The sequence below is a fragment of the Kitasatospora setae KM-6054 genome (assembly GCF_000269985.1).
GTDB lineage: Bacteria > Actinomycetota > Actinomycetes > Streptomycetales > Streptomycetaceae > Kitasatospora > Kitasatospora setae.
This window is the reverse complement of record NC_016109.1, coordinates 2321015-2345963: the sequence shown is the minus strand read 5'-3', so window position 1 is coordinate 2345963 and position 24949 is coordinate 2321015. Positions and strand designations below refer to the sequence as shown.

22 protein-coding genes are annotated in these 24949 nt (G+C 74.2%); 14 read left to right on the top strand and 8 right to left on the bottom strand.

Going from position 1 to position 24949, the window contains the following annotated elements:
- Positions 1-18: 18 nt before the first annotated feature.
- A complete protein-coding gene (locus KSE_RS10370; RefSeq protein WP_014135249.1) occupies positions 19-1035 on the bottom strand; it encodes a mechanosensitive ion channel family protein in 1017 nt (338 codons plus the stop codon).
- 174 nt (positions 1036-1209) lie between these two features.
- Here KSE_RS10370 and KSE_RS44505 point away from each other — a divergent pair, with 174 nt between their 5' ends.
- From KSE_RS44505 to KSE_RS10355, 3 genes are all read left to right on the top strand, one after another.
- Positions 1210-1494, top strand: coding sequence for a hypothetical protein (locus KSE_RS44505; protein ID WP_158413052.1), 285 nt, complete (start codon positions 1210-1212; stop codon positions 1492-1494).
- A 37-nt stretch (positions 1495-1531) separates the two neighbouring features.
- Complete coding sequence (locus KSE_RS10360) at positions 1532-4363, top strand: alpha/beta fold hydrolase (protein WP_014135247.1); 2832 nt, start codon at positions 1532-1534, stop codon at positions 4361-4363.
- Positions 4364-4472: 109 nt separating this feature from the next.
- Entirely contained in the window at positions 4473-5342 is an 870-nt protein-coding gene (locus KSE_RS10355) for an ABC transporter permease (protein ID WP_014135246.1), read from the top strand.
- 251 nt (positions 5343-5593) lie between these two features.
- Here the strand turns inward: KSE_RS10355 and KSE_RS10350 are convergent, their stop codons facing one another.
- The 3 genes from KSE_RS10350 to KSE_RS10335 form a co-directional block, all read right to left on the bottom strand.
- Complete coding sequence (locus KSE_RS10350) at positions 5594-6148, bottom strand: hypothetical protein (RefSeq protein ID WP_014135245.1); 555 nt, start codon at positions 6146-6148, stop codon at positions 5594-5596.
- A gap of 74 nt (positions 6149-6222) precedes the next feature.
- On the bottom strand, positions 6223-8148 hold the full coding sequence (locus tag KSE_RS45755) for a serine/threonine-protein kinase (protein ID WP_014135244.1): 1926 nt from the start codon (positions 8146-8148) through the stop codon (positions 6223-6225).
- Between the two features lie 191 nt (positions 8149-8339).
- Positions 8340-9338, bottom strand: coding sequence for a serine protein kinase RIO (locus KSE_RS10335; RefSeq protein ID WP_014135243.1), 999 nt, complete (start codon positions 9336-9338; stop codon positions 8340-8342).
- A gap of 384 nt (positions 9339-9722) precedes the next feature.
- On the opposite strand from KSE_RS10335, the gene KSE_RS10330 reads away from it, so the two are divergent.
- Both KSE_RS10330 and KSE_RS10325 read left to right on the top strand, forming a co-directional pair.
- A complete protein-coding gene (locus KSE_RS10330) occupies positions 9723-10136 on the top strand; it encodes a helix-turn-helix domain-containing protein (RefSeq protein ID WP_014135242.1) in 414 nt (137 codons plus the stop codon).
- A complete protein-coding gene (locus tag KSE_RS10325) occupies positions 10133-10495 on the top strand; it encodes a DUF4180 domain-containing protein (protein ID WP_033260182.1) in 363 nt (120 codons plus the stop codon). The genes KSE_RS10330 and KSE_RS10325 overlap by 4 nt, the downstream gene beginning before the upstream one ends.
- Before the next feature lie 51 nt (positions 10496-10546).
- Here the strand turns inward: KSE_RS10325 and KSE_RS10320 are convergent, their stop codons facing one another.
- Genes KSE_RS10320 through KSE_RS42055 form a run of 3 tightly spaced genes read right to left on the bottom strand, consistent with a single transcriptional unit; the run spans position 10547 to position 13659 of the window.
- Positions 10547-12088, bottom strand: a complete 1542-nt coding sequence (locus KSE_RS10320; RefSeq protein WP_014135240.1) for an AMP-binding protein — start codon at positions 12086-12088, stop codon at positions 10547-10549.
- Positions 12089-12091: 3 nt separating this feature from the next.
- The gene (locus KSE_RS10315; protein ID WP_014135239.1) at positions 12092-12358 is read right to left on the bottom strand and encodes a phosphopantetheine-binding protein; all 267 of its coding nucleotides are present in this window, start codon (positions 12356-12358) and stop codon (positions 12092-12094) included.
- 41 nt (positions 12359-12399) lie between these two features.
- A complete protein-coding gene (locus tag KSE_RS42055) occupies positions 12400-13659 on the bottom strand; it encodes an ATP-grasp domain-containing protein (RefSeq protein ID WP_014135238.1) in 1260 nt (419 codons plus the stop codon).
- A 138-nt stretch (positions 13660-13797) separates the two neighbouring features.
- Here KSE_RS42055 and KSE_RS10305 point away from each other — a divergent pair, with 138 nt between their 5' ends.
- From KSE_RS10305 to KSE_RS10265, 9 genes are all read left to right on the top strand, one after another.
- Positions 13798-14553 carry an aminotransferase class III-fold pyridoxal phosphate-dependent enzyme gene (locus tag KSE_RS10305; RefSeq protein ID WP_051055167.1) on the top strand — a complete coding sequence of 252 codons (756 nt, stop codon included), beginning with the start codon at positions 13798-13800 and terminating at the stop codon, positions 14551-14553.
- Positions 14550-15308: an MBL fold metallo-hydrolase gene (locus KSE_RS10300; protein ID WP_014135236.1), complete on the top strand. Its 759-nt coding sequence runs from the start codon at positions 14550-14552 to the stop codon at positions 15306-15308. Before KSE_RS10305 ends, KSE_RS10300 begins: the two co-directional genes overlap by 4 nt.
- Positions 15295-16212, top strand: a complete 918-nt coding sequence (locus tag KSE_RS10295; protein ID WP_051055165.1) for an ROK family protein — start codon at positions 15295-15297, stop codon at positions 16210-16212. The genes KSE_RS10300 and KSE_RS10295 overlap by 14 nt, the downstream gene beginning before the upstream one ends.
- 40 nt (positions 16213-16252) lie before the next feature.
- Entirely contained in the window at positions 16253-17437 is a 1185-nt protein-coding gene (locus tag KSE_RS10290) for an acyl-CoA dehydrogenase family protein (RefSeq protein WP_014135234.1), read from the top strand.
- Positions 17427-18239: an inositol monophosphatase family protein gene (locus tag KSE_RS10285; RefSeq protein ID WP_014135233.1), complete on the top strand. Its 813-nt coding sequence runs from the start codon at positions 17427-17429 to the stop codon at positions 18237-18239. The genes KSE_RS10290 and KSE_RS10285 overlap by 11 nt, the downstream gene beginning before the upstream one ends.
- On the top strand, positions 18236-18955 hold the full coding sequence (locus KSE_RS10280) for a 2'-5' RNA ligase family protein (protein ID WP_014135232.1): 720 nt from the start codon (positions 18236-18238) through the stop codon (positions 18953-18955). The genes KSE_RS10285 and KSE_RS10280 overlap by 4 nt, the downstream gene beginning before the upstream one ends.
- The gene (locus tag KSE_RS10275; protein WP_014135231.1) at positions 18955-20055 is read left to right on the top strand and encodes a nucleotidyltransferase family protein; all 1101 of its coding nucleotides are present in this window, start codon (positions 18955-18957) and stop codon (positions 20053-20055) included. Before KSE_RS10280 ends, KSE_RS10275 begins: the two co-directional genes overlap by 1 nt.
- A 255-nt stretch (positions 20056-20310) precedes the next feature.
- Positions 20311-22941: a M9 family metallopeptidase gene (locus KSE_RS10270; protein WP_231873153.1), complete on the top strand. Its 2631-nt coding sequence runs from the start codon at positions 20311-20313 to the stop codon at positions 22939-22941.
- 187 nt (positions 22942-23128) lie between these two features.
- The gene (locus KSE_RS10265; protein WP_014135229.1) at positions 23129-23716 is read left to right on the top strand and encodes a dienelactone hydrolase family protein; all 588 of its coding nucleotides are present in this window, start codon (positions 23129-23131) and stop codon (positions 23714-23716) included.
- A gap of 67 nt (positions 23717-23783) precedes the next feature.
- On the opposite strand, the gene KSE_RS10260 is transcribed toward KSE_RS10265, so the two are convergent.
- Positions 23784-24884, bottom strand: coding sequence for a winged helix DNA-binding domain-containing protein (locus KSE_RS10260; protein ID WP_014135228.1), 1101 nt, complete (start codon positions 24882-24884; stop codon positions 23784-23786).
- Between the last annotated feature and the right edge of the window lie 65 nt (positions 24885-24949).

Here is a 24949-nt window from a genome sequence, read left to right as displayed (position 1 = left end):
CGGACGCGGCCCCGCCGCTCACTCGGTGCGGACCCGGGGCAGGGACTCCGGGTGGTGGTCGCGCAGGTGGGCCAACAGGTGTTCGCGGGCGGCGAGTTTGAGGGCCGCGGTGGTGTCCGGGTCGCGGGCGGTCATCATGGCGCGGACGACGATGGTCGACGGCGTGGTGTCGCTGACGGTGAGCGACCACTCGCGGCCGTCCCAGAGCGGGCTGGCCGCGAGGTAGCGCTCCAGTTCGGCGCGGAGCGCGCCGACCGGGGTGCGGTGGTCGAGGTACAGCAGCACCCAGGCGAACAGGCCCGGGTCGCGGCGGGTCCAGTTCTCGTACGGCTTGGAGACGAAGTACGAGACCGGGACGACCAGGCGGCGGTAGTCCCACAGCCGCAGCACCAGGTAGGAGAGGGTGATCTCCTCGACGGTGCCCTGCTGGCCGTCCACCACCACGGTGTCGCCGATCCGCACGGTGTCGCTGAACGCGATCTGCAGCCCCGCGAAGAAGTTGCCCAGGGTCGACTGGGCGGCGATGCCCGCGATGATGCCGATGATGCCCGCCGAGGCGAGCAGGCTGGCGCCGACCGTGCGCATCGCGTCGAAGGTCAGCAGCAGCGCGCCGCCCGTCACCACCCAGACGACCGCCGCGCCGACCCGGCGGACCAGACCGAGCTGGGTGCGGACCCGCTGCACCCGGGAGGCGTCCTCGGTGACCGTCTCGTAGCGGCTGAACGCGGCCTCGACCACCGCCGTCAGCACCCGGACGGTCAGCCAGCCGAGCGAGCCGATCAGCACCAGCAGGACGCCGTGCCGGACGCCGTCGTCCTCGGTGTGGAAGATCCGGCGGACCGGCTGGGCCGCCAGCAACAGGGCCGACAGCAGCACCAGTTGGAGCGGGACGCGGCAGCGGCGCAGCTGCGCCCAGACCGGGGCGTCCGGGTGGCGGGCGGCCAGCCGCTGGAGGAGCTGGTCGACCAGCCAGCCGGCCAGCAGGGTGGCGAGGATCGCGGCGAGCAGGCTGACGAGCGGCCAGAACACGGTCACCTCGGGCGGTCCGGGGGTGGGGGATTCGCACCCTATCGCGCGGGAACGTGGGTATTTGGGAGCCCGGGGTGGGTGAGTGTCGGGTGCGGGGCGGGTGTTGGAGGGGGGACGGGCGGACGGGTGGACGGGTGCGGGGCGGGTGTCGGGGTGGCGGGCGGCGGGGAGGGGGCGGGCATGGTGTTCGACGAGCGGGTGCCGACGGCGGTGGTGTACGAGGCGTTCCTGGCGGTGGCCGGGCGGCTGTTGGGGCGGTTGGCGCAGCGGCACGCCGCGGCCGGGAGCGCGGCGGAGCGGGCGGCGGTGCGGCGGCGGATGGCGGAGGTGCGGGACGCCCGGGCGGGGACGGCGGCGGACGACCGGGCGGCGCTGGTGGCGCGGATCGCCGAGTGGGAGGCGGAGGCGGCAGAGACAGAGGAGGGGGAGGAGACAGAGGAGGGGGTGGAGGGGGAGGTGCGCTGACGGATTCCCTACCAGGGGCCCGGTTAGGATCACCGGCATGGGCTTCGGTGGGGCGTGGCGCGGGTGGTGGACCAGGCGCAGGGCGGTGCTGGCCGGTGGAGCGGCGGCCGTGCTGCTGGTCGGCGGCGGGGCGGTCGCGCTGGCCGGCCAGCCGGAGCAAGTGCACCGGGAGGACCGCTTCCTGGAGCTGCCCGAGGTCGCCGGCGGCACCGGGACCGTCCGGATCGACACCTCGTTCTTCACCGCCGGCGGCTCCGGGCGGCGCCCGGCCGTGCTGCTGGCGCACGGCTTCGGCGGGTCGAAGGACGACCTGCGGGCGCGCGCCGAGGAACTGGCCCGGCACGGCTACGCGGTGCTGACCTGGTCGGCGCGCGGCTTCGGGAAGTCGGGCGGGCAGATCGGCCTCGACCAGCCCGAGCGCGAGGTCGCCGACGTCTCCCGGCTGGTGGACTGGCTCGCGCAGCGCCCCGAGGTGCGACTGGACGCCGCCGGTGACCCGAAGGTCGGCGTGACCGGCGCCTCGTACGGCGGGGCGGTGTCGCTGCTGGCCGCCGGGTACGACAGCCGGATCGACGCGATCGCCCCGCAGATCACCTGGTTCGACCTGGCGGACGCGCTCTTCCCGCAGGCCGCGCAGGGGAGTTCGGCCGCCGACGGGGTCTTCAAGAAGCTGTGGGCCGGGATCTTCTTCACCACCGGTTCGTCGTCGATGACGGCGGGATCGGGGTCGGGATCGGGGTCAGGGCCGGGGTCGGCGTCGGGATCGGGGTCAGGGCCGGGGTCGGCGTCGGGGTCGGGGTCGGGGTCGGAGGCTGGTTCCGGGGGCCCGGAGGGCGGCGGTGCGGTGGGCTGCGGGCGGTTCCGGGCCGAGCTGTGCGACATGTACAACCGGGTGGCGGCGGCCGGGCGGCCGGACGCGGACGCGGTGAAACTGCTGGAGGGCTCCAGCCCCGCCGCCGTGGCGGACCGGATCAAGGTGCCGACGCTGGTCATCCAGGGCCAGCAGGACTCGCTGTTTTCGCTCGACCAGGGAGACAGGATCGCCCGGGCGGTCGCCGCGAACGGCGCCCCCGTCTCGGTCGACTGGTTCGGTGCCGGCCACGACGGCGGCCAGGAGACCAGCACCCGCGCGGACGCCCGGGTGACCGCCTGGTTCGACCACTACCTGAAGGGCGACGGCACCGACACCGGCCCCGCGTTCCGGGTCACCCGGACCGGCGGCGTCGACTCCACCGGCTTCCAGGCGGTGCTGCGCGGCGCCGACGCCGACGCGTACCCCGGCCTCGGCGGGACGGCCCAGCAGGAGGTGCAACTGACCGGCCGCGAAAAGGAGTTCGCCAATCCGCCGGGCGGGGCGCCGCCGAACATCTCCACCCTGCCCGGCATCGGCGCGCTGTCCCAGCTCTCCTCGGTCGGCGCCGGACTGTCGCTCGACTTCCCCGGCCAGAACGCCTCCTTCGAGTCGCCGCCGCTGACCGGGGCCCTGCACCTGACCGGCGCCCCCCAGGTGTCGGTGCGGGTGAAGGCGGACGCCCCCGAGGCCGTGCTGTTCGCCAAGCTCTACGACGTCGCCCCCGACGGCAAGCAGAGCCTGCCGCAGCAACTGGTCGCCCCGCTGCGGGTGACCGGCGCCGACGCGGACGGCGGGCGGACCGTGCGGGTCACGCTGCCCGCCGTCGACCACGAGTTTCCCGCCGGGCACCGGCTGCGCCTCGTCCTGGCCGCCACCGACCTCGCGTACGCCTCGCCCGACCGGGCCGCCACGTACACCGTCTCGGAGGCCGGCCCGCTGACCGTCCCGACCGTGCCCGAACTGCGCACCGAGGCCGCGCCGCTGCCGGCCCGGACCTGGGTGCTGCCGCTGGTCGCGCTGGCCGCCGCCGCGCTGCTGGTGTTCGCCCGGCGGCGGCGGGACGGCGCGCCCGCGCCCGACCCGGAGCTGGCCGCGGTGCCGCTGGTGATCACCGGCCTGTCGAAGCGGTACAAGGGCTCCACCGACCGGTACGCGGTGCGCGAACTGTCGTTCCGGGTCGAGACCGGGCAGGTGCTCGGCCTGCTCGGCCCCAACGGCGCCGGCAAGACCACCACGCTGCGGATGCTGATGGGCCTGATCCGCCCAGACGAGGGCGAGATCCGGGTCTTCGGGCACGCCATCCGGCCCGGCGCGCCGGTGCTCTCCCGGGTCGGCGCGTTCGTCGAGGGCGCGGGCTTCCTGCCGCACCTCTCCGGCCGGGCCAACCTGGAGTCGTACTGGGCCGCCACCGGACGGCCCGTCGAGGACGCGCACTTCGCCGAAGCCCTGGAGATCGCCGGCCTCGGCGAGGCCCTGGAACGCGCCGTCCGCACCTACTCGCAGGGCATGCGGCAGCGGCTGGCCATCGCACAGGCCATGCTCGGCCTGCCCGACCTGCTGATCCTCGACGAACCGACCAACGGCCTCGACCCGCCGCAGATCCGCGAGATGCGGGAGGTGATGGTCCGGTACGCCGCCGCCGGGCGCACGGTCATCGTCTCCAGCCACCTGCTCGCCGAGGTCGAGCAGTCCTGCACCCACCTGGTGGTGATGGAACGCGGCCGACTGGTCGTCGCCGGGCCCACCGGGGAGATCACCGGCGCGGGCGAACAACTCCTGGTCACCGTCGACGACGGCTACGAGGGCGTCGGCGCCGTGGCCGAGAAGCTCGCCGAACTGGCCGGCATCGCCTCGGCGGAAGCCGTGGACGGCGGGCTGCTGGTCCGTCTCGACGGTCTGCCCGCGAGTCGGCTGACCGCCGAACTGGTGCGCCTCGACGTGCCGGTGAGCGGGATCGGGCCGCAGCGGCGGCTGGAGGACGCGTTCCTGTCGCTGATCCAGGGGGCGGCCTCGTGAGTGGCGGGAGTCGTGTGACTGGTGTGAACAGTGTGACTGACGTGAATGGTGCGACCTGTGTGACTGGTGCGGGTGGGAGCGGGGCTGTGTACGGAGGGGTGTGGGCACGATGAGCGGCACGGTGACAGGGGTCGAACAGGGCACCGCCGCGCCCGGCTACCGGGCCGGGCGGACGCTGCCGCTGCGGGTCGAGGCGATGCGGCAGTTGCGGCGGAGGCGCACGCTGGTGATCGGCGGGGTGCTGGCGGCGCTGCCGTTCGTGGTGCTCGGGGCGTTCCAGATCGGCGGCACGCCCGGCCGGGAGAACCGCACCACGTTCATCGAGCTGGCCACCGCGTCCGGCGCGAACTTCGCCACCACGCTGCTGTTCATGGGCACCGGCTTCCTGCTGATCATCCCGGTCGCGCTGTTCTCCGGCGACACGGTGGCCTCCGAGGCCAGCTGGTCCTCGCTGCGCTACCTGCTGGCCGCGCCGGTGCCCCGGGCCCGGCTGCTGGTGCGGAAGTTCACCGTCGCGATGGTGTTCTCGGCCGCCGCGGTGGTGCTGCTGCCCGCGGTCGGGCTGCTGGTCGGCACCGCGGCGTACGGCTGGGGCGACCTGAAGCTGCCCACCGGGGCGACGCTGTCCGCGACCGAGGCGCTGCCCCGGCTGGCGATCGCCGTGCTGTACGTCTTCCTCGCCGAGATCGTGATCGGCGCGCTGGCGTTCTGGCTCTCGACGGCGACGGACGCCCCGCTCGGGGCGGTCGGCGGCGCGGTCTTCCTCTCGATCATCACGGGGGTGCTGGACGCCGTCACCGCGCTCGGCTCGCTGCGGGAGTGGCTGCCGGCGCACTGGCAGTACGCCTGGGCGGACGCGTTGCAGCCGCAACTGGAGTGGGGCGGCATGGTGCAGGGCGTGGTGCTGTCGCTGTCGTACTCGGTGGTGCTGCTGGCGCTGGCGTTCCGCGGGTTCGCGGGCAAGGACGTGGTGTCCTGAGGGCGGGTGGGCGTGGTTGGTGACGTGACATCGGTGACGTGGCATTGGTGATGCCTCATCGATGTCGCGTCATCGGTGACGCGACATTGGTGTCGAGGCATCCATGTCGCGTCATTGGTGTCGCGTCATTCGTGCCGAGGCATCGATGCCTTGTTATCGATGACGCGACATCGGTGAAGGGTCATCGATGTCGCGTCATTCGTGTCGGAGCATCTGTGTAGCGTCATCGGTGACGCGTCATCGATGACGTGTCACCGGGCGCCGTCGCGCACCAGCAGGAGGTCGAGGCCGAGCGCGTGGGCGCGGGAGGTCCAGACGGGCAGGTGCTCGGTGAGGAACCAGGACGCCTCCTCCAGGTCGTCCTCGTCCAGGCTCGGGACGTCCTGCTCGGGGACCGACTCCGAGGCCAGGGCGGCGAGCTCGGTGAGCAGTTCGGCGGTGCCGGTGCGCGGGGCGAGGGTGGGGTACGGCCACGGCCAGTCGTCGGTGGCGTCCGCGGGGAAGGCCCAGGGGCGTGACCAGAGGGTGGTCAGGGCGGGCAGTTCGAGGGCCTCGAAGACGTCCGTCAGGTCGTCCCAGTGCCGGCCCGGGACGGAGACCGCGCCCAGGGGGGTGCCGAAGGCGCCGGCGAGGGCGGGGAGCAGGGCGGTGTAGCGGGAGTCCGAGTCGGGGCGGATCCGGCCGGAGAGCAGTTCGCCGAGCGCCTCGGAGGGGGCCACGCCCGGGAGGGGGCGGTCGCCCGAGCCGGGGAGGGCCAGCAGGACGGCGGCGTCCACCGCGAAGGCGGAGAAGTACTGTTCGGCCATGACCGCATTCTGCCCCGAATGTGCGACAACTGCGCTGCGGGGGAGGGGAATCGGTGGAGTTCTCAGGGTGGACGTCAGGAGAAGCGGAAGAGCTGGGACCTGTCCCCGGCGTTGCAGGTGTTGACGGTGAGGGTGCTGCCGCTGCCGTTGTCGGTCAGGCAGCCCTGCGGGCCGTACCCGAACTTGAGCTGGAAGTTCCCGGAGCCGGCGTCGGCGAGCGACCAGTTGGTCATGTCGCCGAAGGAGCTGGAGCCGGCCAGTTCGGCGATGTTGGGGCTGCCCGCGTACCGCGCGCCGAGCTCGATCCCGCTGCCGGCCCGGCAGGCGGTGAAGGTGGTCACGCCGCTGCCGTCGGTGGCCTTGATCCAGCCGTAGGAGGTGGACCCGCCGGAGACCACCGGGACGCCCGCGCTGACGGCGTCGGAGCCGAGACCGATGGTCCGGCCGCTCCCGGTGTTGCTCAGCCGCCCCCAGCCGGAGCCGCCGCAGCCGCTGGCCGGGCCGGCGGGGGTGGTGGCGGCCGGAGTGGTCGGCTTGGGCGGGGCCGGGGTGCTGCCGCCGCCGGTGCTGCTCCCGCCGCCGCCGGTGCTGGTGGAGCCGCCGGAGCCGGAGGAGTTGGTCGAGCCGGAGGAGTTGGTGGAACCACCGGAGTTGGTGGAACCGCCTGAGCTGCCGGAGCCGTTGGTGGTCGAGCCGGTGCCGGTGCCGGTGCCGCCCGCACCGTTCGGGGTGGTGCCGGTGCCGCCGCCCTGGTCGGTGTTCGGGGGAGCGGGGGTCTCGGCGGACGGGGAGGACGGCGGCGGGGTCGGGGCAGCCTGGGTGGTGCCGGAGTCGGTGGGGGACGGGCCGGTGCCGGTGGTGCCGGTGCCGGTGCCGCCGGTGGTCGGGCCGTCGCCGGGGTGCTGGGTGGAGCCGGCCGTGTTGTTCCCGCCCTGGCCCTGCTGCCAGGGCAGCAGGTCGAGCTGGTGGGCGGTCACGCCGCCGCCGGTGACCAGGACGATCGGCAGCAGCAGGGTGGCCAGGCGGCGGCGCCCGGCGCGCTGCTCCTTGGGCGCGGGGGAGGGGGCGGGGGAGGGGCTCGGTTCGGCGGTCGGTCCGGGGGCGGGGACGGTCGGCGGGGTCTCGACGGCCTCGGGCGGGCCGAGCACGGTGCCGAGGGCGGCCGGTGTGGACATCGCCTGCCGGGCGGCGACGGCCATCGCCGCCGCGTCCGGGTAGCGGTCCCCCGGCTGTTTGGCGAGCGCCTTGGCGACCACCGCCCGCACGGGCGCCGGCACGCTCTCCGGCAGTTCGGGTGCCGGTTCGCGGACGTGCTTGAGCACCACCTCCAGCGGGCTCTCGCCGGTGAACGGCACTGCGCCGGACAGCAGTTCGTGCAGCACCACGCCGACCGAGTACAGGTCGGAGGCGGCGGAGGCGTCCTTGCCCTCGGCGCGTTCCGGGGCCATGTAGAGGGCGGTGCCGATCACCGCGTGGGCGGTGGTGATCCGGGTGTCGGCGAGGGTGCGGGCGATGCCGAAGTCGGTGACGGTGACCCGTCCGTCCGCGTCGATCATCAGGTTGGACGGCTTGATGTCCCGGTGGACGATGCCCTGCCGGTGCGCGGCGTGCAGCGCGTCCAGCACCTGGGCGGCGACGTCCAGCGCGCGGTCGGGCGGGAAGGCGTCGCGGCCGCGGGCCTTGTCGAGCGGCTTGCCGGTGAGCAGCTCCATCACGATGTACGCGGTCTTCGCGTCCGGTTCGGTGCCGTCCTCGCCGTAGTCGTGGATGTGCACCACGCCGCGGTGGTTCATCGCCGCCAGCACCGTCGCCTCGCGGCGGAAGCGGGCGGCGAAGACCTCGTCCTCCATCAGCGCGGGCAGCACGATCTTGACCGCCACCTGGCGGCCGAGCACCTGGTCCTCGGCCCGCCAGACCTCGCCCATGGCGCCGCTGCCGAGCCGTTCGGAGAGGGCGTACCGGCCCCCGAGCACCGTGCCCCGACCCCACATGTCCCGCATCCCCCGAGCGTGTTGGACGACCTGTCAGCAGTGATTCTGACCGTTCGGACGCGGAGAGGGAAGCCGGTGCCCCCGCCCCGCCCGACCGCGGTGACTCTACACCCGTTGCGCGCACCAACTACCAGGTGGAGCGCGTGAGGTGAGTGGAGGTCAGGCGGGAAGAGGGTGGGGGCGGGGGCCGGGCGGGGGTGTCAGCGGCGCAGGCGGGCGTCGGCGGCGAGGGATTCGACCAGGGCCTCGACGCTCGCGGCCGGGAGGCCGCGGGAGACGAACCAGGCGCCGACGTTGCGCACGTCCCGCTCCAGGAAGGAGAGGCCGCGCGGGTTGGCCACCACGTCGACGATCTGCGGGACGTCGATCACCACCAGGCGGCCGCGGTGCACCAGGATGTTGTACGCCGAGAGGTCGCCGTGCGCGTAGCCGTCGTAGGCCAGCAGGGCCAGGCTGCGGCCCAACTGCGCCCACAGGTCGTCGACGTCGGCCTCCTCGGCGCGGAGCTGGGCCAGCCGGGGCGCGGCCGTGCCGTTCTCGTCGCCGACGAACTCCATCAGGATCTCGGTGCCGGTGATCTGCACCGGGTACGGCACGGCGACGCCCGCCGACCAGAGCCGGCAGAGCGCGCCGAACTCGGCGGCCGCCCACTGGCCGGCGATCGCCTCCTTGCCGAAGGCGGTGCGCTTGGCCATCGCCCGGCTGACCCGGGACTCCTTGTGTTGGCGGCCCTCCAGGTAGCCGGAGTCCCGGTGGAACATCCGGTGCTGGGCGTCCCGGTACCGCTTGGCGGCCATCAGGGTGCGGCGGCCGGTGCCGGGGACGGCGCGCTCCAGCAGGAAGACGTCGGCCTCCTTGCCGGTCTTCACGATGCCCAGCTCGGTGTCGACGGCCGCGAGTTCGGTGACGACCCAGTCGGGGCGCGGCTCGGGGCCCTTCTCGGTCGGGGTGGACTGGTCCCACGTCGACCAGCGGTCGCCGGTGGGGGGACCGTCGGTCACGGGGGCGGTGAACTCCGGCTCGCCGCCCGCGAGGCCGTCGGAGACGTCGGGGCCGTCGAAGCCGTTGGCCTCGGGGCTGCCGAAGTAGTCGTACTCCGGCTGGTCGTCGTCGAAGCGGTCGGTTCGGCGGCCGCGACGGGAAGCACCCTTGGGGCGGATGCGGGAGAAGGAATCGGTGTCGGCAAAGCGCTCGCGCACTGCGGTGGCTCCTGAGGAGTGGCCCACCGGGGCGCGTGAAAGGGGCGCTGTCAGCCGGTGGGGCGAAGACGGGGGGAGGCGTATGGCGCGCACACGAGGGCACGCCGCGTCACGGCGACAACCATCGGTCCACACCTCCTCTCGTCTGGCCCGCGAGCGCACGGCGGCGCGGCGGGACGTGGACCACCTTAGCCGCTGGCGGGCACGGCGCAAGGGGTTTTTCCCCGGGGGTGCGTGGGGGTGCGCGGGGGTGGTCGGTGGGTGCGCGGGGGGTGGTCGGCGCGGGGCGGGAGCGCGGCGGTTTTCTGGGGGAGAGGTCGGAGTGGCGTACGGGAAACTTCCCTATCAGGCCGTATCATGGGGCGTAATAGGGAAGGATAGGGAATGCAGGATTTCTACTCCGTCGAGGACGTGGCCGAGCTGCTGGGCCTGCACGTGAAGACCGTGCGGGGCTACGTGCGGGACGGGAAGCTCAAGGCGGTGCGGATCGGGAAGCAGTACCGGATCGCACGGGCCGAGGCGGAGGCGTTCACCGGGGGCGGGGTGCCGGCGAAGCCGATGCGGGCGGACGTCTCGGCCGTGGTCCAGGTCGACGGGGTGGGCCCGCGCGACGCCGACCGGCTGGTCACGGGCGTGCTGGCGGCGGCCTCGGCGTGGTCCGGGGGGCCGCGGCCGCTGTGGGTGCAGGCGGTGCGGGAGGAGGAGCGGAGCGCGCTGCGCTTCGTGGTGATGGGCCCGCCCCGGCGGGTGTCCGAGATGTTGGTGCTGATCGACGAGTTGACCGGAGGCATGCGGTGACGGCGGTGCGGGAACTGGGCGGGGTGCGGGTGATGGTGGCCGCGCCCGAGGGCGAGGCGGTGGCGGGGGAGCGCCAGGCGCTGGACCTGCTGGGTGACGCGTACTACCGGGAGGCGGCCTGGGTGGCGCTGCCGGTGGAGCGGCTTGGCGCGGAGTTCTTCCGGCTGCGCAGCGGCGTCGCGGGCGCGGTGGTGCAGAAGTTCGCGCAGTACCGGATGGGCCTCGCGGTGGTCGGCGACGTCGCCGCGCACGTGGCGGGGTCGGACGCGCTGCGCGACTTCGTCCGGGAGAGCAACCGCGGCCTGCAGCTGTGGTTCGTCGCGGACCTGCCGGAGCTGGCGGGCCGGTTGGCGGGATAGTCCCGTGCCCGCGCCCGGGTCCGAAGCGGACCCGGGCGCGGGCACGGGCGGTCACGTGCGCTGCGGGAGCAGCTCGGTGAGCCGGCGGTGGTCGACCTTGCCGTTGTGGTTCAGCGGTAGTTCCGGGAGCCAGCTGGTTCGGGCGGGGAGCATGTAGGGCGGGAGCCATTCGCGCAGTGCGGCGAGCAGTTCCTCCTGGGTGAGGCGGCTGCCGGTGTGGAAGGCGTGGAGGGTCGTGTCGGCGGTGCGGACCACCGCCGCACCGGACACGCCCGCTACGCGGCGCAGCCCGGTCTCGACATCCGCGAGTTCGACCCGGAAGCCGCGGACCTTGACCTGGCGGTCCAGGCGCCCGACGTGGACGAGCGTGCCGTGCTCCAGGCGCACCCGGTCACCGGTGCGGTACCAGTGGGCGGCGGTGAGCGGGGCGCCGCCGTCGTGGACGACCGGTGGCAGGTGCGGGGCAGCGGGGTCGTACGCGAAGAAGCGGCCGTCGTCCGCCGCGGGGTCGGTGTAGCCGGTGAAGCGCTGCGGGCCGCGGACGCAGAGTTCGCCGTCCTCGCCGGGGCGGCCGTCCGGGGTGAGCAGCAGCCAGTCGTGCCCGGGGTGCACCCGGCCGATCGGGACGGTGCCGTTGCTGGTGGCGGGCCAGTGCGCGGGATCGGGGGGCAGGTCGTAGCCGGTGCAGAAGACGGTGAGTTCGGTGGGCCCGTAGACGTTGGCGATCCGGGAGGCGGGCGCGGCCGCGGCCCACGCGCCGGCCTGTTCGGCGGTCAGGGGCTCGCCGCCGAATCCGCTCCAGCGCAGGCTGGGAAGGCTGTTGGGGCCGAGGAGGCGCAGCTGGCCGGCCCGGACGATGGCCGAGGGCACGGAGAAGAGGTGGGTGATGTCGCGGGCCCGGACGAAGTGCGTCGGCGTCAGGGCCTCCTGGGCCACCGGGAGGACCGCGGTGGCTCCGCTGCAGACCGAGCCGAACAGGCCGATCACCGAGGGGTCGAAGACGAGGTCGACGGCGAGAGCGACCCGCGCCCCGACGCCGAAGCCGTAGTGGGGAACGAGGTGGTCGAGGAACGCGACCGCGTTTCGGTGGCGCACCGGCACCCCCTTGGGCACTCCCGTGGAGCCGGAGGTGAAGAGGACGTACGCTTCGGCGTCCGGATCGGTCGGTGCGGCGGGCGGGGGCGGCGGCGGGGGTGCCGTCGGGTCGGGGTCGGGGACGCGGACGACGGTGAGGCCCGCGTCCCGGTAGTGCCGCAGGACGGAATCGGGCGCGCAGCCGTCGGTGAGGACGGTGTCGACCCCGGCGAGCCGGCAGACCGCCAGGTTGCGGTCGGCGGGGAACGCCGGGTTGAGCGGTACGGTGGCGGCTCCGGTGCGCAGGACCGCCAGGTAGCCGAGGCAGGCGGCCAGGCTGCGGGTGCCGAGCAGGCCGATCCGCCCGGCGCCGACGGGGAGGAGGCGCTGGACCGCTCCGACCCGGGCGGGGAGCTCGCGGTAGGTGACGGTGCGGCCGTCGTGTTCGAAGGCGACCGCCTCCGGGTGCCGGCGCGCGACTCGTTCGAAGCGGGTGACGAGGGTGTCCCGGGTGGCCATGGGTCAGTCGGTGCTGGTCGCGGTCGCGGTCATGGTCGCGGCCCGGCGCTTGGCGCACTCGGCGGCGATGGCGCCGAACCGGCCGTCGAGGAAGACCGTTTCCAGCGGGAACTCGATCCGCAGGTCGGCTTCGACGCGCTCCATCAGGTCGACGACGCCGAGGGAGTCGCCACCGGAGGTGAAGAAGTTGTCCTCGTCGGAAGTGGCTTCGACGTCGAGCACTGCGCTCCAGGCCGTGTGGAGGGCGGCCAGGGTCTCGGGGTCGTGCATGCGGTTCTCCAGCGTGGCGGTGGGTCGACGGGTGGGGTGGGTCAGTGGGCGAGCCGGTCGGCGGTCAGCGTGGTGGGACCGTCCGGGGTGGTGAAGGTGAAGCGGAGCCCGGCGAGGACGGCGGCCAGGGTGGCGAGCATCCCGTCGTGGTCCGGGGCGTCACCGCAGAGCAGGTCGAGGGTCTGCGTCATCACTCCGCCGGGGAGCGCGCTCCCCGGGCGGACGTGCGGGATCCAGCTGGTGACGCCCGGCTCGCCCAGTGCGGCGTCCACGCCGTCGATCCGTTCCAGGACCGACGGGAAGCGGGGTGCCGGGTTGGTGTACTGGTAGTACACCCGCGCGGGGCGGACGGGCTCCGGCCGCGGGTGCTCGCCGAGGGCGACGAGGCCGGCGAGTCGGATCAGGTCCAACCCGGCGGCGCGCAGCGAGAGTTCCTGGATCAGTCCGCCGAGCCGCCCGTTGACCTCGATGACGCGCGGCCCGGACGGGGTCAGCTTGATCTCGGTGTGGGTGAGGCCGGTCGTGACGCCGAGCGCGCGCACCGCCCGGTCGGCGAGTTCCACGACCTCCCGCGCCGCCGCCTCCGGCAGCTGGCTCGGCCAGAACTGCGCGGTCTCGCGGAACGGCGGGGCGAGCGGGAGCTTCCCGGTGACGGCGAGATGGTGGACGCGGCCGTCGACCGCCAGGCTCTCGACCGAGACGTAGTCGCCGAACGGGGCCGTGTCCGCACCTCGCAGGTAGCCCTCCAGGACGAACTCGCCCACCTCGCCGCGCTCCAGGACCTCACGGAACAGCGCCCTTCCGGTGGCGGCGTCGGAGATCCGGTGGGTCTCCCGGCTCCCGCTGCCGGTCCGGGGCTTGAGGACCGCGGGGAGGCCGACGGGACCCGCCAGCGCGGCGTCCAGCTCCTCGACCGTGCGCACCGTGCGGACCGGCACGGTGTCCACCCCCGTGCTGGCCAGCCGTTCGCGCTGACCCAACTTGTCGGTCAACAGCCCCGCGGTCTCCGGTGAGTGGAACGCGAGGCCGACGGCCGCGGCGAACTCGGCGGTGCGGGCCAGCTGTTGCTCGCTGAAGGTGACGATGCCGTCCAGGGCGGCGGCCCGGACCGCGGCGGCGTCCCCGGCCGCCTCGCCCGGAAGCACCACGGTCTCGCCGCCCCGGCGGATCAGCGGGAGCAGCCGGCGGTTGTGCTCGCTCGGCGGCAGCAGGAAGACCGGCGAGGAGACCTTGGCCAGGGCGGCCTGGATCTCCCCGAACGAGGCGGCCTCCTCGTCGTAGACGATTCCGAGTCGTTTCATCACAGGTCCCCGGGCTGGGTGGAGAGGCGGTGGAGGTGGTGGGCGAACCGTTCGGCCAGGGCCTGGGGCAGGGCGGGATCCACGGCGTCGGTGCGGTGGACCACGGATTGGCACCCGGGCGGGCGCGGGTGCCAATCCGTGGTCCGCCTCCCCTATCCGGGCGCCGACACGGACGCGCCGGCCCCCGCCGAGGCCGTCGTGGCGGTCCGGGCCGCCCTGGCCGCCCGGACGGTCGCCGCGGTCCTGGTCGAGCCCGTCCAGGGCAGCGGCGGCAACCGTCCCGCCGCGCCCGGCTTCCTGCCGGGCCTCGCCGCGGCCTGCGCCGACTCCGGGACCCTCCTGATCCTGGACGAGGTGGTGACCGGCTTCGGCCGGACCGGTGCGATGTTCGCCGCGACGGCGGCCGGCGTCACCCCGGACCTGATGGTGCTGGGCAAGGGCATGGGCAACGGGGTGCCGATCGGTGCGGTGCTCGCGCCCGCCGCCCTCGCCGCGCTCCCGCCGCACGGCCTCCCGGGCGGGCTCTCCAGCACCTTCGGCGGCAACCCGCTCGCCGTCGCCGCCGCCGCCACCACCCTGCGCCTGCTGTCGGAACGGGAGTCGGCGCAGCAAGCGGCCGTCGTCGGAACCCAGTGGCGGCTGTCGCTCGTCCAGGCCCTGGCCGACCACCCGAACGTCGAGTCCGTGCACGGCACCGGGCTCCAGATCGGCGTGCGACTGCGGCACCCGGTGACCGAGCGGGCGTTCCTGGACGGCGGCCTCGTGGTCGGAGTGAACGGCGACACCGTCCGCCTCAGCCCGCCGCTGGTGCTCACCCACGCCCAGGCCGACGAGGCCACCGACCGGATCGTCCGGGTCCTCGACCGGGCGGCCGCCCGCGAGGCCGCGAGGTGACGAGCCTGCAGATCATCGGCGCCAGCAGCGCCGTGCCCAATCCCGGCAGCGCCACCTCCTGCTACCTGGTGCGCAGCCCGACGGCCGACGTGCTGCTGGAGTGCGGCCACGGGGCGGTCGGCGCGTTGCGCCGGTACGCGGACCCGGCGGGCCTGGGCGCGGTGCTCATCACGCACATGCACCCGGACCACTGCTTCGACCTGGTGGCGCTGCGCAACCACCGGGTGGTGCACGCCCTGCCCCGGCTCCCGCTGTACCTGCCGGAGACCGGGCCCGCCGTGCTGCGCTCCCTCGGCGAGGCGCTCGGGCTGGGGGCCGGCTACTTCGACCCCGCGTTCGAGGTCCGGACGTACGCGGAGGGGCCGGCGTTCGAGGTCGGGGGCCTCACGGTGGAGGCGGTCCGCTCCCGGCACAACACGCTCGCCCACGCCGTCCGGTTCACCGACCCGGACGGGGCGCGGCTGGTCTTCAGCAGCGACACCGGCTGGTTCCCCGGCCTCGCCGAACTGGCCGCCGGGGCGGAGGTGCTGCTGATCGAGGTGACCGACCCGGCGACCCCGGCCGCCGGGCCGCGCTGGCACCTGTGCCCCGCCGACGCGGCCCGGGTGATCGACGCCGCCCGGCCGGGCCTGGCCCTGCTCACGCACTACGCGGCCGCCACCGCCGACCGCGTCCTGGCGGACACCGCGGCCCGCTGCCCGGGCGTGCCGGTCCGCCTCGCCCGCGAAGGAGAGGTCCACCGTGTCGCCGGCTGACCGGTTCGCCGTGCCCGCCCGGTTCGGGGCGGACGTCGGCGGCACCAGCGTGCGGGCCGCACTGGTCGGCGCCGACGGGGCCCTGCTGACCCCGCTGCTCGACCTGCCCCGCTCACCCGACCTGATCGGCCAACTCGCCGACCTGTACGCCGAGTCGGCCGAGCGGGCCGGCTCCTCCGTCACGGTGGTCGGGGCCGGGTTGGCGATCCCCGGGGCGGTCGATCCGGCCACCGGCCGGATCGGATCGGTCCCGACCGCGCCGGCCCTGCGCGGGCTCGACCCGGCGGAGGTACGGCTCGCCCCCGGGCTTCCGCTCGGCGTCTGCAACGACGCCAACGCGGCGGTCCTGGCCGAGCGGGCGTACGGCGCCGCCCGGGGCGCCCGGCACGTGGTGGGCCTGTTCGTCGGGACCGGAGTGGGCGGCGGCGTCGTCGTCGACGGAGCCCTGCTCACCGGCCGGGCCGGACTGGCCGCCGAGATCGGCCACCTGGTGGTCGACCCGGACGGTCCGCCCTGCCCGTGCGGCGGACGGGGCTGCCTGGAGCAGTACGCGTCGGGCACCGCGATCGCCGCCGCGTACACCGCGGCCACCGGCCGGTCCGTGACCGGGGCCGCCGAGGTCGCCCTGGCCGCCCGGGCCGGCGACCCGCAGGCCCGGGCCGCGTACGCCGGGGCGGGCCGCCTGCTCGGGGTCGCCGCGGCGGGCCTGGCCAACCTCTTCAACCCCGAGGCCGTGGTGCTGGGGGGCGGCGTGGCCGCGGTCTGGGACCTCTTCGGGGACGACCTCGTCCGGGCCGTCGAGCGCCACACCATGCCGCTCACCAGGCGCGGCCTGCGCGTCGCCCCCGGGCGGCTCGGGCGCGCGGCCGGCGTCCTGGGGGCCGCCCTGGCCGCCACCGGCTGACCACACGAATCCTCACACCGACACACCACTTGGGATGCCCATGCACGTTCCACCGGACCGCACCGACCGGGCCCGCGCGCTCGACGCCGTGATCCACGACGTCGTCGCTCCGGCCGCCGGCGAGGTCGACCAGACCGGAGCCTTCCCGTCCGCAGGCATCAAGGCGCTCGGCGAGGCCGGCTTCCTCGGCCTCTCCGTGCCCGTCGAGGACGGCGGGGCGGGCGCGAGCGCGCGGGAGTTCGGCGAGACGGTGACGCGGCTGGCGGAGGCCTGCGCCTCCACCGCCATGGTCTACGTCATGCACGTCACCGCGCTCAGCTCCTTCCTGGCGATTCCGGAGGCGGGGCGCCGACGCGACCACCTCCGCGCCATCCTCGACAACCGGTGGCTGGTCACCGAGGCCATCAGCGAGCCCGGTTCCGGCTCGCAGTGGTGGTCCGTCTCCAGCACCGCCGAGCCGACCGCCGACGGCTACCGGATCACTGCCGACAAGAGCTTCGCGACCTCGGCGGGCCACGCCGACCTCTACGTGGTCTCCACCCGGGCCCCCGGCGCGACCGGGGACCGGGACCACGCCGTCTTCGCGGTCCGGGCCGACCAGGGGGAGATCACCTCCGGCACCTGGCAGGGCCTCGGCCTGGCCGGCAACAGCAGCACCTGGATCCGGTTCCGCTCCGAGGTCGGGCCGGAGGCCCGGCTCTACGCGGGCACGGACGGGGACGGCCTGCGCCGGTACAACGAGGCGAACCAGCCGGTGTACCACCTCGGGGTCAGCTCCGCCTACCTCGGGATCGCCACCGCGGCGCACCGGGCCGCCCTCGGCCGGATCCGCTCCCGCCGCTACACCGGCGACCCCGCCGGGTTCGGCGCCAGGCTCGGGGACTACCCGGTCGCCCGCCGACACGTCGGCGAGAACGCCATCAAGATCGCCGGGATCCGGGCGATGACCGCGGACCTCGCGCGGCGCGTCGACCGGGGGCAGCAGCTCGAAGAGCTCGCGGTCCCGATGACCGCGTGCAAGGTCGCCGCGGCCGAGGCGGCCTCCGCCGTCGCCAGGGAAGCCATGATGGCCAGCGGCGGCATCGCCTACTCCCGGGGGCCGCTGACGATCGAGCGCCACCTGCGCGACGCGCTCGCGGCCTCGCTGATGGGGCCCAACGACGACTTCTGCAAGGAGCTGATCGGGCGCCTGGAGATCGACGGGACCTCCTACCATGACCTCTGACCGACTGCGGATCGCCCGGGCCGTCGCCCGCGCGGCGGCCGACACGGCGCTGGAGTTCCACCGCGACCGGTCCCTGCGGAGCTGGGCCAAGGACGACGGGTCCGTGGTCACCGAGGCCGACCTCGCCACCGAGGAGCGGATCCGCCGGGTCCTCGCCGAACTCGCCCCCGGCGAGGCCGTGCTGGGCGAGGAGTACGGCCTGGACGGCGCGCCGGCGGAGGGCTGCTGGGTGGTGGACCCGATCGACGGCACCGAGAACTTCCGCCGGGCCGGGCTGGTCTGGGGCACGCTGGTGGCCTGGTGCAGCGGATCGCGGCCGGTCGCGGCAGTGGTCAGCGCGCCCTCCCTCGGCCGCACCTGGTGGGCGGAGCGCGGTCGCGGCGCGCACACCGACGGGCGCCGCCGGCTGTCCGTCTCCAGGGTCGCCGAACTCTCCGAGGCGTCCTTCGCGTTCGGCGGTGCCCACGAGTACCCGCCGCGGGAGCTGGCCCGGCTCACCGCCTACGCGGCCACCTGCCGCACCGCCTGGGGGATCGGGAACTTCCTCGGCCACGTGCAGGTGGCCGAGGGCGCGGTCGACGGCGCGCTCTCCCACGGCGCCCGGATCTGGGACCTCGCGGCCCCGGCCCTGGTGGTCGAGGAAGCCCGCGGCGAGTGGAGCGACCTCGACGGGCGGCCCGATCTCGGCACCGGAACGCTGCTCACCACCAACGGCACCCTGCACCGCACCCTGCTCGCCGGAGTCGGTGCCGCCCTCGGACCGTCACCGGCCGACCGCACCAGCGAGGAGAACCACCCGTGACCGCAGCCGCAGCATCGCCGCAGACCGGCTCCGACCCGCTCGCCGAGGTCTACCGGGAGCTGTGGCGCGACGGGGAGCGGGCGCTGCGCGAAGCCTCCCACCAGGCCGACGGGATCCCGGTCCACGGGAGCCCCCGCTGGGGCCTGAGCCTGGTGGTCCGGGTCGACGGCGCGCCGGGTGAGGCGCTCGCCGCCGAACTGGCCGCCCTCGCCGGGCTCCGCTCCGCGCCGCACCTGGTGTACCGGCCCGAGCACCTGCACCTGACCGTCCGCAGCGTCGAGGGCTTCGCGGACGAGGTCGGCGAGCGGTCCGTCACCCACTACGCCGACCAGGCGCGGGCAGCCGTCCAGGGGCTGAGCGGGCTGGCGGTCACCCTGCGCGGCCTGGGCGGATCGCCGGGCGGCCTGTTCGCCTGCGGCTACCCGACCCCGGCCCTGCGGGAACTGCGCACCAGGCTGCACGCCGCGGCCCGGTCCGCGGGGCGGCCGGGCGTCCCGGGCGGTGACGCGGACCGGATCCGCAACACCGCGCACGCTTCGCTGGTGGTCTACCGGCCGCCGATCGTCCCCGAACCGGCGCTGGCCGACCACGTGGCGGCCCGGGCCGGGACGGAGTTCGGCACGCTCGCCGTCACCGCGCTCTCCCTCGTCCGCTACCGCCCGACCGCCACCGACGTGGCACTCGAAGAACTCGCCCGAATCGGAGTACCCCGCTGATGCGCCACCAAGCACCGGACGCCGCCGCCCGGCCCGTCAAGGGCCTCGTCCTCGGCGCGGGCCTCGGCACCCGCCTCGCGCCGCTCACCGACCAACTGGCGAAGCCGCTCTTCCCCGTCCTGAACCGCCCGGTCGTCGTGCACGTCATCGAACGCCTGCGGGCCGCCGGGATCACCGAGATCGCCGTCAACACCTTCCACCTCGCGGAGGAGCTGGAGGCCGTGCTCGGTGACGGCAGCGCACTCGGCGTCCGGATCACCTGGTTCCGCGAGCCGGTCCTGCTCGGCACCGGCGGGATCCTCCCGTTCTGCGCCGAGTTCTGGCGGGACGCCACCCTGCTGGTCACCACGAACGACATGCTCTCCACCCTGGACCTCGACGAGATGCTCGCCTTCCACCGGGCGTCCGGGGCGCGGGCGACGGTCGCCACCTTCGAGCACTCGTGGCCGCTGGAGGAGTGGGGCGGCGACGTCGCCGTGCTCGCCGCGGGCACCAGCAGGGTCGCCGAGTACCAGTCCAAGCCGGGGGTGGAAGCCCGGGGGCGCCACGGTGCGACCGGCACCTGGATCTTCGAGCCGGAGGTGCTGGAGCACGTCCCCGCGCGCGAGTCCTTCGACCTCAACGAGGACTTCCTGCCGCCGCTGGCCGCCACCGGCACCCTGCACGCGTACGCCGGGACCTACGAGTTCGAGGACTTCGGCCAGGCCGAGGGCTACGTCCGGGGCACCGGTGAGGCGCTGGCCGGCCGGCTCGGCATCCGCGCCGACGAGCCGGAGGTCGCCCCCGGCGTCCACGTGCACCCCACCGCCGTGATCGCGCCGGGCGTCCGGCTGGAAGGGCCGCTGGCGGTGGGCGCCCACGCCGTCCTGGAAACCGACTGCCGGATCATCGGGCCCACCGTCGTCGGCCCCGGTGCCACGGTCGGCCGGGGGGCGACGCTGCGCGAGTCCGTCCTGCTCCCGGGCGTCGCCGTTCCCGCCGGGATGACCGTGGCGGGGGCCCTGCTGGGCAACGCCCTCACCACCCCGGACGCGATCCGGCGGTACTGTCTGGCCGAATTGGGGCGAGAAGGTGCCGGAAGGGTGTCGACGGCCCCCTGAGCAGGGTTGGGTGCGGCTGGGTGTCCAACCGGGGAGTTATGACCGGCAGTTGACTTCTGCCCGAACTCTTTCGATGACAGGTGACATGTGTAATTGTACATGTCACCGGCCGTCGAGGGGCATCTCGGCGGCCACCGACCCTCTGCCGTGCCCCAAATCACGGCGTCATATCGGCCCGGAGGCCCCCACGTGCGAACCTTCCGGATGGCGTTCGCGTCCGCAGGACGGACGCTGAGTCTGCTGTTGTCCCTCTGTATGGCCCTCGGGTTCCTCGGCGCGCTGGCGCCGGGGGCCCGAGCCGCCGACCCGGCCGGGCAGAAGCCGGCCAAGTCCGAGAACTCCGACCAGGCCCTCAAGGCCGACCGGGCGGCCAAGGCGGGCAAGGAGGCGCCGCTGAGCTCGGCGGCGTCCGAGCTCCGCAAGGACTCCGCCAGCAACGTCCGCTCCGACGCGAGCAAGCGCCCGCCGCTGGCGGCCAAGGGTGAGCCCGGCGGCCTGCCGGGCGACGTGCCGACCGCCACCACGGCGTGCAACGCGTCCGACTTCACCGGCCGCACCGGCGCGGCCCTGGTGGCGCAGATCAAGGCGTCCACCGTCGACTGCGTCAACTCGCTGTTCCTGCTGAAGGGGAACGACGCGAAGGCGGCCTTCAACGAGTCGCAGATGGTCACCGTCGCCAACGCGCTGCGCGACGTGTCCGCCAACTACGCGGGCGACAACTCCGCCTCGGCCCACCAGATCGTGCTCTACCTGCGGGCCGGCTACTACGTCCAGTGGTACAACGCGGACGTGGTGGGCACCTACGGCAGCAACCTGAAGGGCGCGATCGAGGGCGGCCTGGACGCCTTCTTCAACAGCGCGCACGCGCAGGACGTCACCGACGCCAACGGCGAGACCCTCGGCGAGGCGGTCACCCTGATCGACAGCTCGCTGGAGAACGCCCGCTACCTGAACGTCGTCAAGCGCCTGCTGAACGGCTACAACAGCAGCTACGACGCGTCCTGGTACATGGTCAACGCCGTCAACAACACCTTCACGGTGTTCTGGCGCGGCCACCAGAACAGCGACTTCCTGCCCGCCGTCAAGGCGGACCCGAGCGTGCTGAGCACCCTGCAGTCCTTCGCCAACCGGAACATCGGCCGGCTCGGCACCGACAAGGACTTCCTGGTCGCCAACTCCGGCCGCGAGCTGGGCCGCTTCCTGCAGTACGCGGACCTCAAGCCGACCGTCAGCCCGATGGTCAAGGGCCTGCTCGACCAGAGCTCGATCACCGGCAACACCGCCTCGCTCTGGGTCGGCCTCGCCGAGATGACCGACAGCTACGACAAGGCCAACTGCGCCTACTACGGCACCTGCGACCTGGTGAACCGGGTCAAGGCCGCGGTGCTGACCGTCAACTACACCTGCAGCGACAGCATCGACATCATCGCCCAGTCGCTGACCGCCGACCAGCTCGCCACCGCCTGCACCAGCCTCAAGGGCCAGGACGCGTACTTCCACAACGTGGCCAAGGACAACGGCCCGGTCGCGGACGACAAGAACACCACCATCGACGTGGTGGTCTTCCACTCCAGCAGCGACTACCAGAAGTACGCCGGCATCATCTTCGGCATCTCCACCAACAACGGCGGCATGTACCTGGAGGGCGACCCGACCGCGGCCGGCAACCAGCCCCGGTTCATCGCCTACGAGGCCGAGTGGGTCCGTCCGGACTTCCAGATCTGGAACCTGAACCACGAGTACACCCACTTCCTCGACGGCCGGTTCGACATGTACGGCGACTTCGACGCCGGTCTGACCACGCCGACCGTCTGGTGGGTCGAGGGCTTCGCCGAGTACGTCAACTACGGCTACCGCGGCGCCGACAACACCGGCGCGATCGACCAGGCCGGCCAGCACACCTACCCGCTGTCCACCCTGTTCGACACCACCTACCAGAACGCCGACCAGACCCGGATCTACAGCTGGGGCTACCTGGCCGTCCGCTACATGCTGGAGCAGCACCGCTCCGACATGGACGCCGTGCTCGCCAAGTACCGCACCGGTGACTGGGCCGGCGCCCGCACCATCCTGAAGACCACCATCGGCACCCGCTACGACGCCGACTTCAACACCTGGCTGACCGCCTGCAACGCCGGCGCCTGCGGCAAGGGCTCCGGCACCACCCCGCCCACCACCCCCGGCGGCGACTGCACCGCGGCCAGCCCCCAGCAGATCGACCTCGGCTGCACCCGCAAGGACGCCTCCGCCGCGGCGGGCGACTACTCGTACTTCTACGTGTGGGTCCCGGCCGGCACCGCCAACCTGACCGTCAGCTCCAGCGGCGGCACCGGCAACGCCGACCTGTACTACAACGCCGCCACCTGGGCGACCACCGGCGCCAACACCGCCAAGTCCACCAACAGCGGCAACACCGAGACCCTGACCATCGCCAACCCGACCGAGGGCTGGAACTACGTCAGCCTCTACGCGGCCGGCGACCAGCCGATCTCCGGCGTCTCCATCACCGCCACCAACGGCACCGCCACCACCCCGCCCGGCAACACCGGCGGCGGCGAGTGCACCGCCGCGGACACCCGCCAGCTCGACAAGGGCTGCGTCCGCAGCAACGTCGCCGCCACCAACGGCAACTACGCGTACTTCTTCGTCTGGGTGCCGAACGGCACCGCCAGCCTGAAGATCAACGCCTCCGGCGGCACCGGCAACGCCGACCTGTACTACAACGCCGCCACCTGGGCGACCACCGGCGCCAACACCGCCAAGTCCACCAACAGCGGCAACACCGAGACCCTGACCATCGCCAACCCCACCGCGGGCTGGAACTTCGTCAGCCTCTACGCCGCCGGACAGGACTTCGCCGGCACCACCGTCAGCGCCTCGTTCTGAACGCGATGACCGACCCCCAGTAGGACCAGGTGCCGGAGGCCCGGCCCACCACCCGGTGGGCCGGGCCTCCGCGCGTCCGGGGATGGGCGATCATGGAGGGTCGGTGCCGGCCGTCCCGCGCCGGCACGGCCGTCCGTCCGCACCGCCCGTCCGCAGCACCCACCCGCAGCACCGAGGAGCCAGACCCGTGGCCGAGATCGTCCTGTTCCACTCCGCGTACGGCCCGCGCCCCGCCGTCGCCGCGGCCGCCGACCGGCTGCGCGCCGCCGGACACACCGTGCACACCCCCGACCTGTACGAGGGCCGGACCTTCGACGACCTGGAGGAGGGCATGGCGTACCGCGACGAGATCGGCAACGACGAACTGCTGCGCCGGGCCGTCGGGGCCGTCGCGCCGCTGCTGCCGGTCGAGGGCGGGCTGGTGTACGCCGGGTTCTCGCTCGGCGGCGCGCTCGCCCAGAACCTGGCGCTCGCCGACGAGCAGGCCCGCGGGCTGCTGCTCCTGCACGGCACCTCCGACCTGCGGGAGGACGCCGCCACCGAGATCCCGGTGCAGCTGCACGTCGCCGAGCCGGACGCGTTCGAGTCCGAGGACTGGCTGAACACCTGGTACCTGTGGATGACCCGGGCCGGCGCCGACGTCGAGGTCCACCGCTACCGGGGCGCCGGGCACCTCTACACCGACGCCGACCTGCCCGACCACGACGCCGAGGCCGCCGAACGGACCTGGGCGGCCGCGCTGGCGTTCCTGGCGGAGCTGGACGGGCAGGGCTGAGCGGGGCCGGACCGCTCGGGATCGGGGTCGGGGTCGGGCTCAAGGGCAGGGGCGGGGTCGGGGTCGCTCAGGAGGCGAAGCGCACCGTTCGGCGGTCCGCGTCGGGCTCCAGGAAGGCCAGCAGCCGCTCGCCCTCCCGCTCCAGTTCGGGGCGGCGGGCGTGCGGCAGCAGCGGGGTGAGGGTGAGGGCGGCGGCACCGCGGGTGCGGGTGTGCTCCCAGACGCCCGCGACCAGCCCGTCCACCAGGTAGGAGGCCAGCAGGGTGCCGTTGACCGCCCGGTAGACCTGCTGGTGGATCTCGGCGGGCAGCATCCGGGTGCGGTCGGCGTGCGAGAGCAGCGCGGCGTCCCACTTCGGCAGGAAGCGCACCGGCAGCTCGCGGCCCGGGTCGGACGGCGGCGGGGCGTCCGCCAGGTCGAGCAGCTCGCGGCCGTCCTCGGCGAGGTAGCGCACCAGCTCGCCGCGCCCGTCCAACTCGGCCAGCGCCGGATCGACCTGGCGCAGCCGCAGGCCGCCGAAGTGCGCGACGTCGGCGCGCGAGGCCGGGCCGTAGCCCGCCAGGTAGCGGCGCACCAGGCGGACGGTGGCGGCCGGCTCGGCCGGCAGCTCGCCGTCCCACAGCACCAGTTGCGGCTTGCCGTGCGCCCGCCAGTGCCCGGACGGGGCGACGTGCACCAGCGGGAGCAGCGCCCGCGGGTAGTGCAGCAGGTCGGCCTCGCGGACCCGGCCGCCGGACGCCTCGGCGGTGTGCGCGCGCAGCTCGTCGGTGCCGCGCGGGACGGCGGTGAAGGCGCGCAGCGAGGCTTCGAGGGCGTCCTCGTCCAGGCCGGCCGTCTTGTGCCGCCCGCGCAGGTCGGTCAGCCACTGGCGGCGCCAGGCCGCCGCGAGGTGCCCGTAGTCCGCCCCGGACACCAGGTGCAGGGTGCCGCGCATCAGCGTCGACTTCACCACCGTGCCGTCCAGCAGCGCCGCCTCCAGCTCCGGGTACCCGAACCCCGGCAGCCGGGCCCACAGCGCCAGGTGCGGCGAGGGCGAGTACTGCGCCTGCAGCGCGGCCAGCCGGGCCACCGCCTCGGCCGGGCCCGAACCCTCGGGCCGGTGCAGGAGTTGGCGCTCGAAGAAGGAGACCGTCAGCTCGCGGTCGGACAGCGTGCGGGCGGCGGGCATGGCCGGGCCTCCTGGTGGTGGACGGGGTGGGGCCAACCTAACAGTCAGTCAGGACAGGTGTGTGA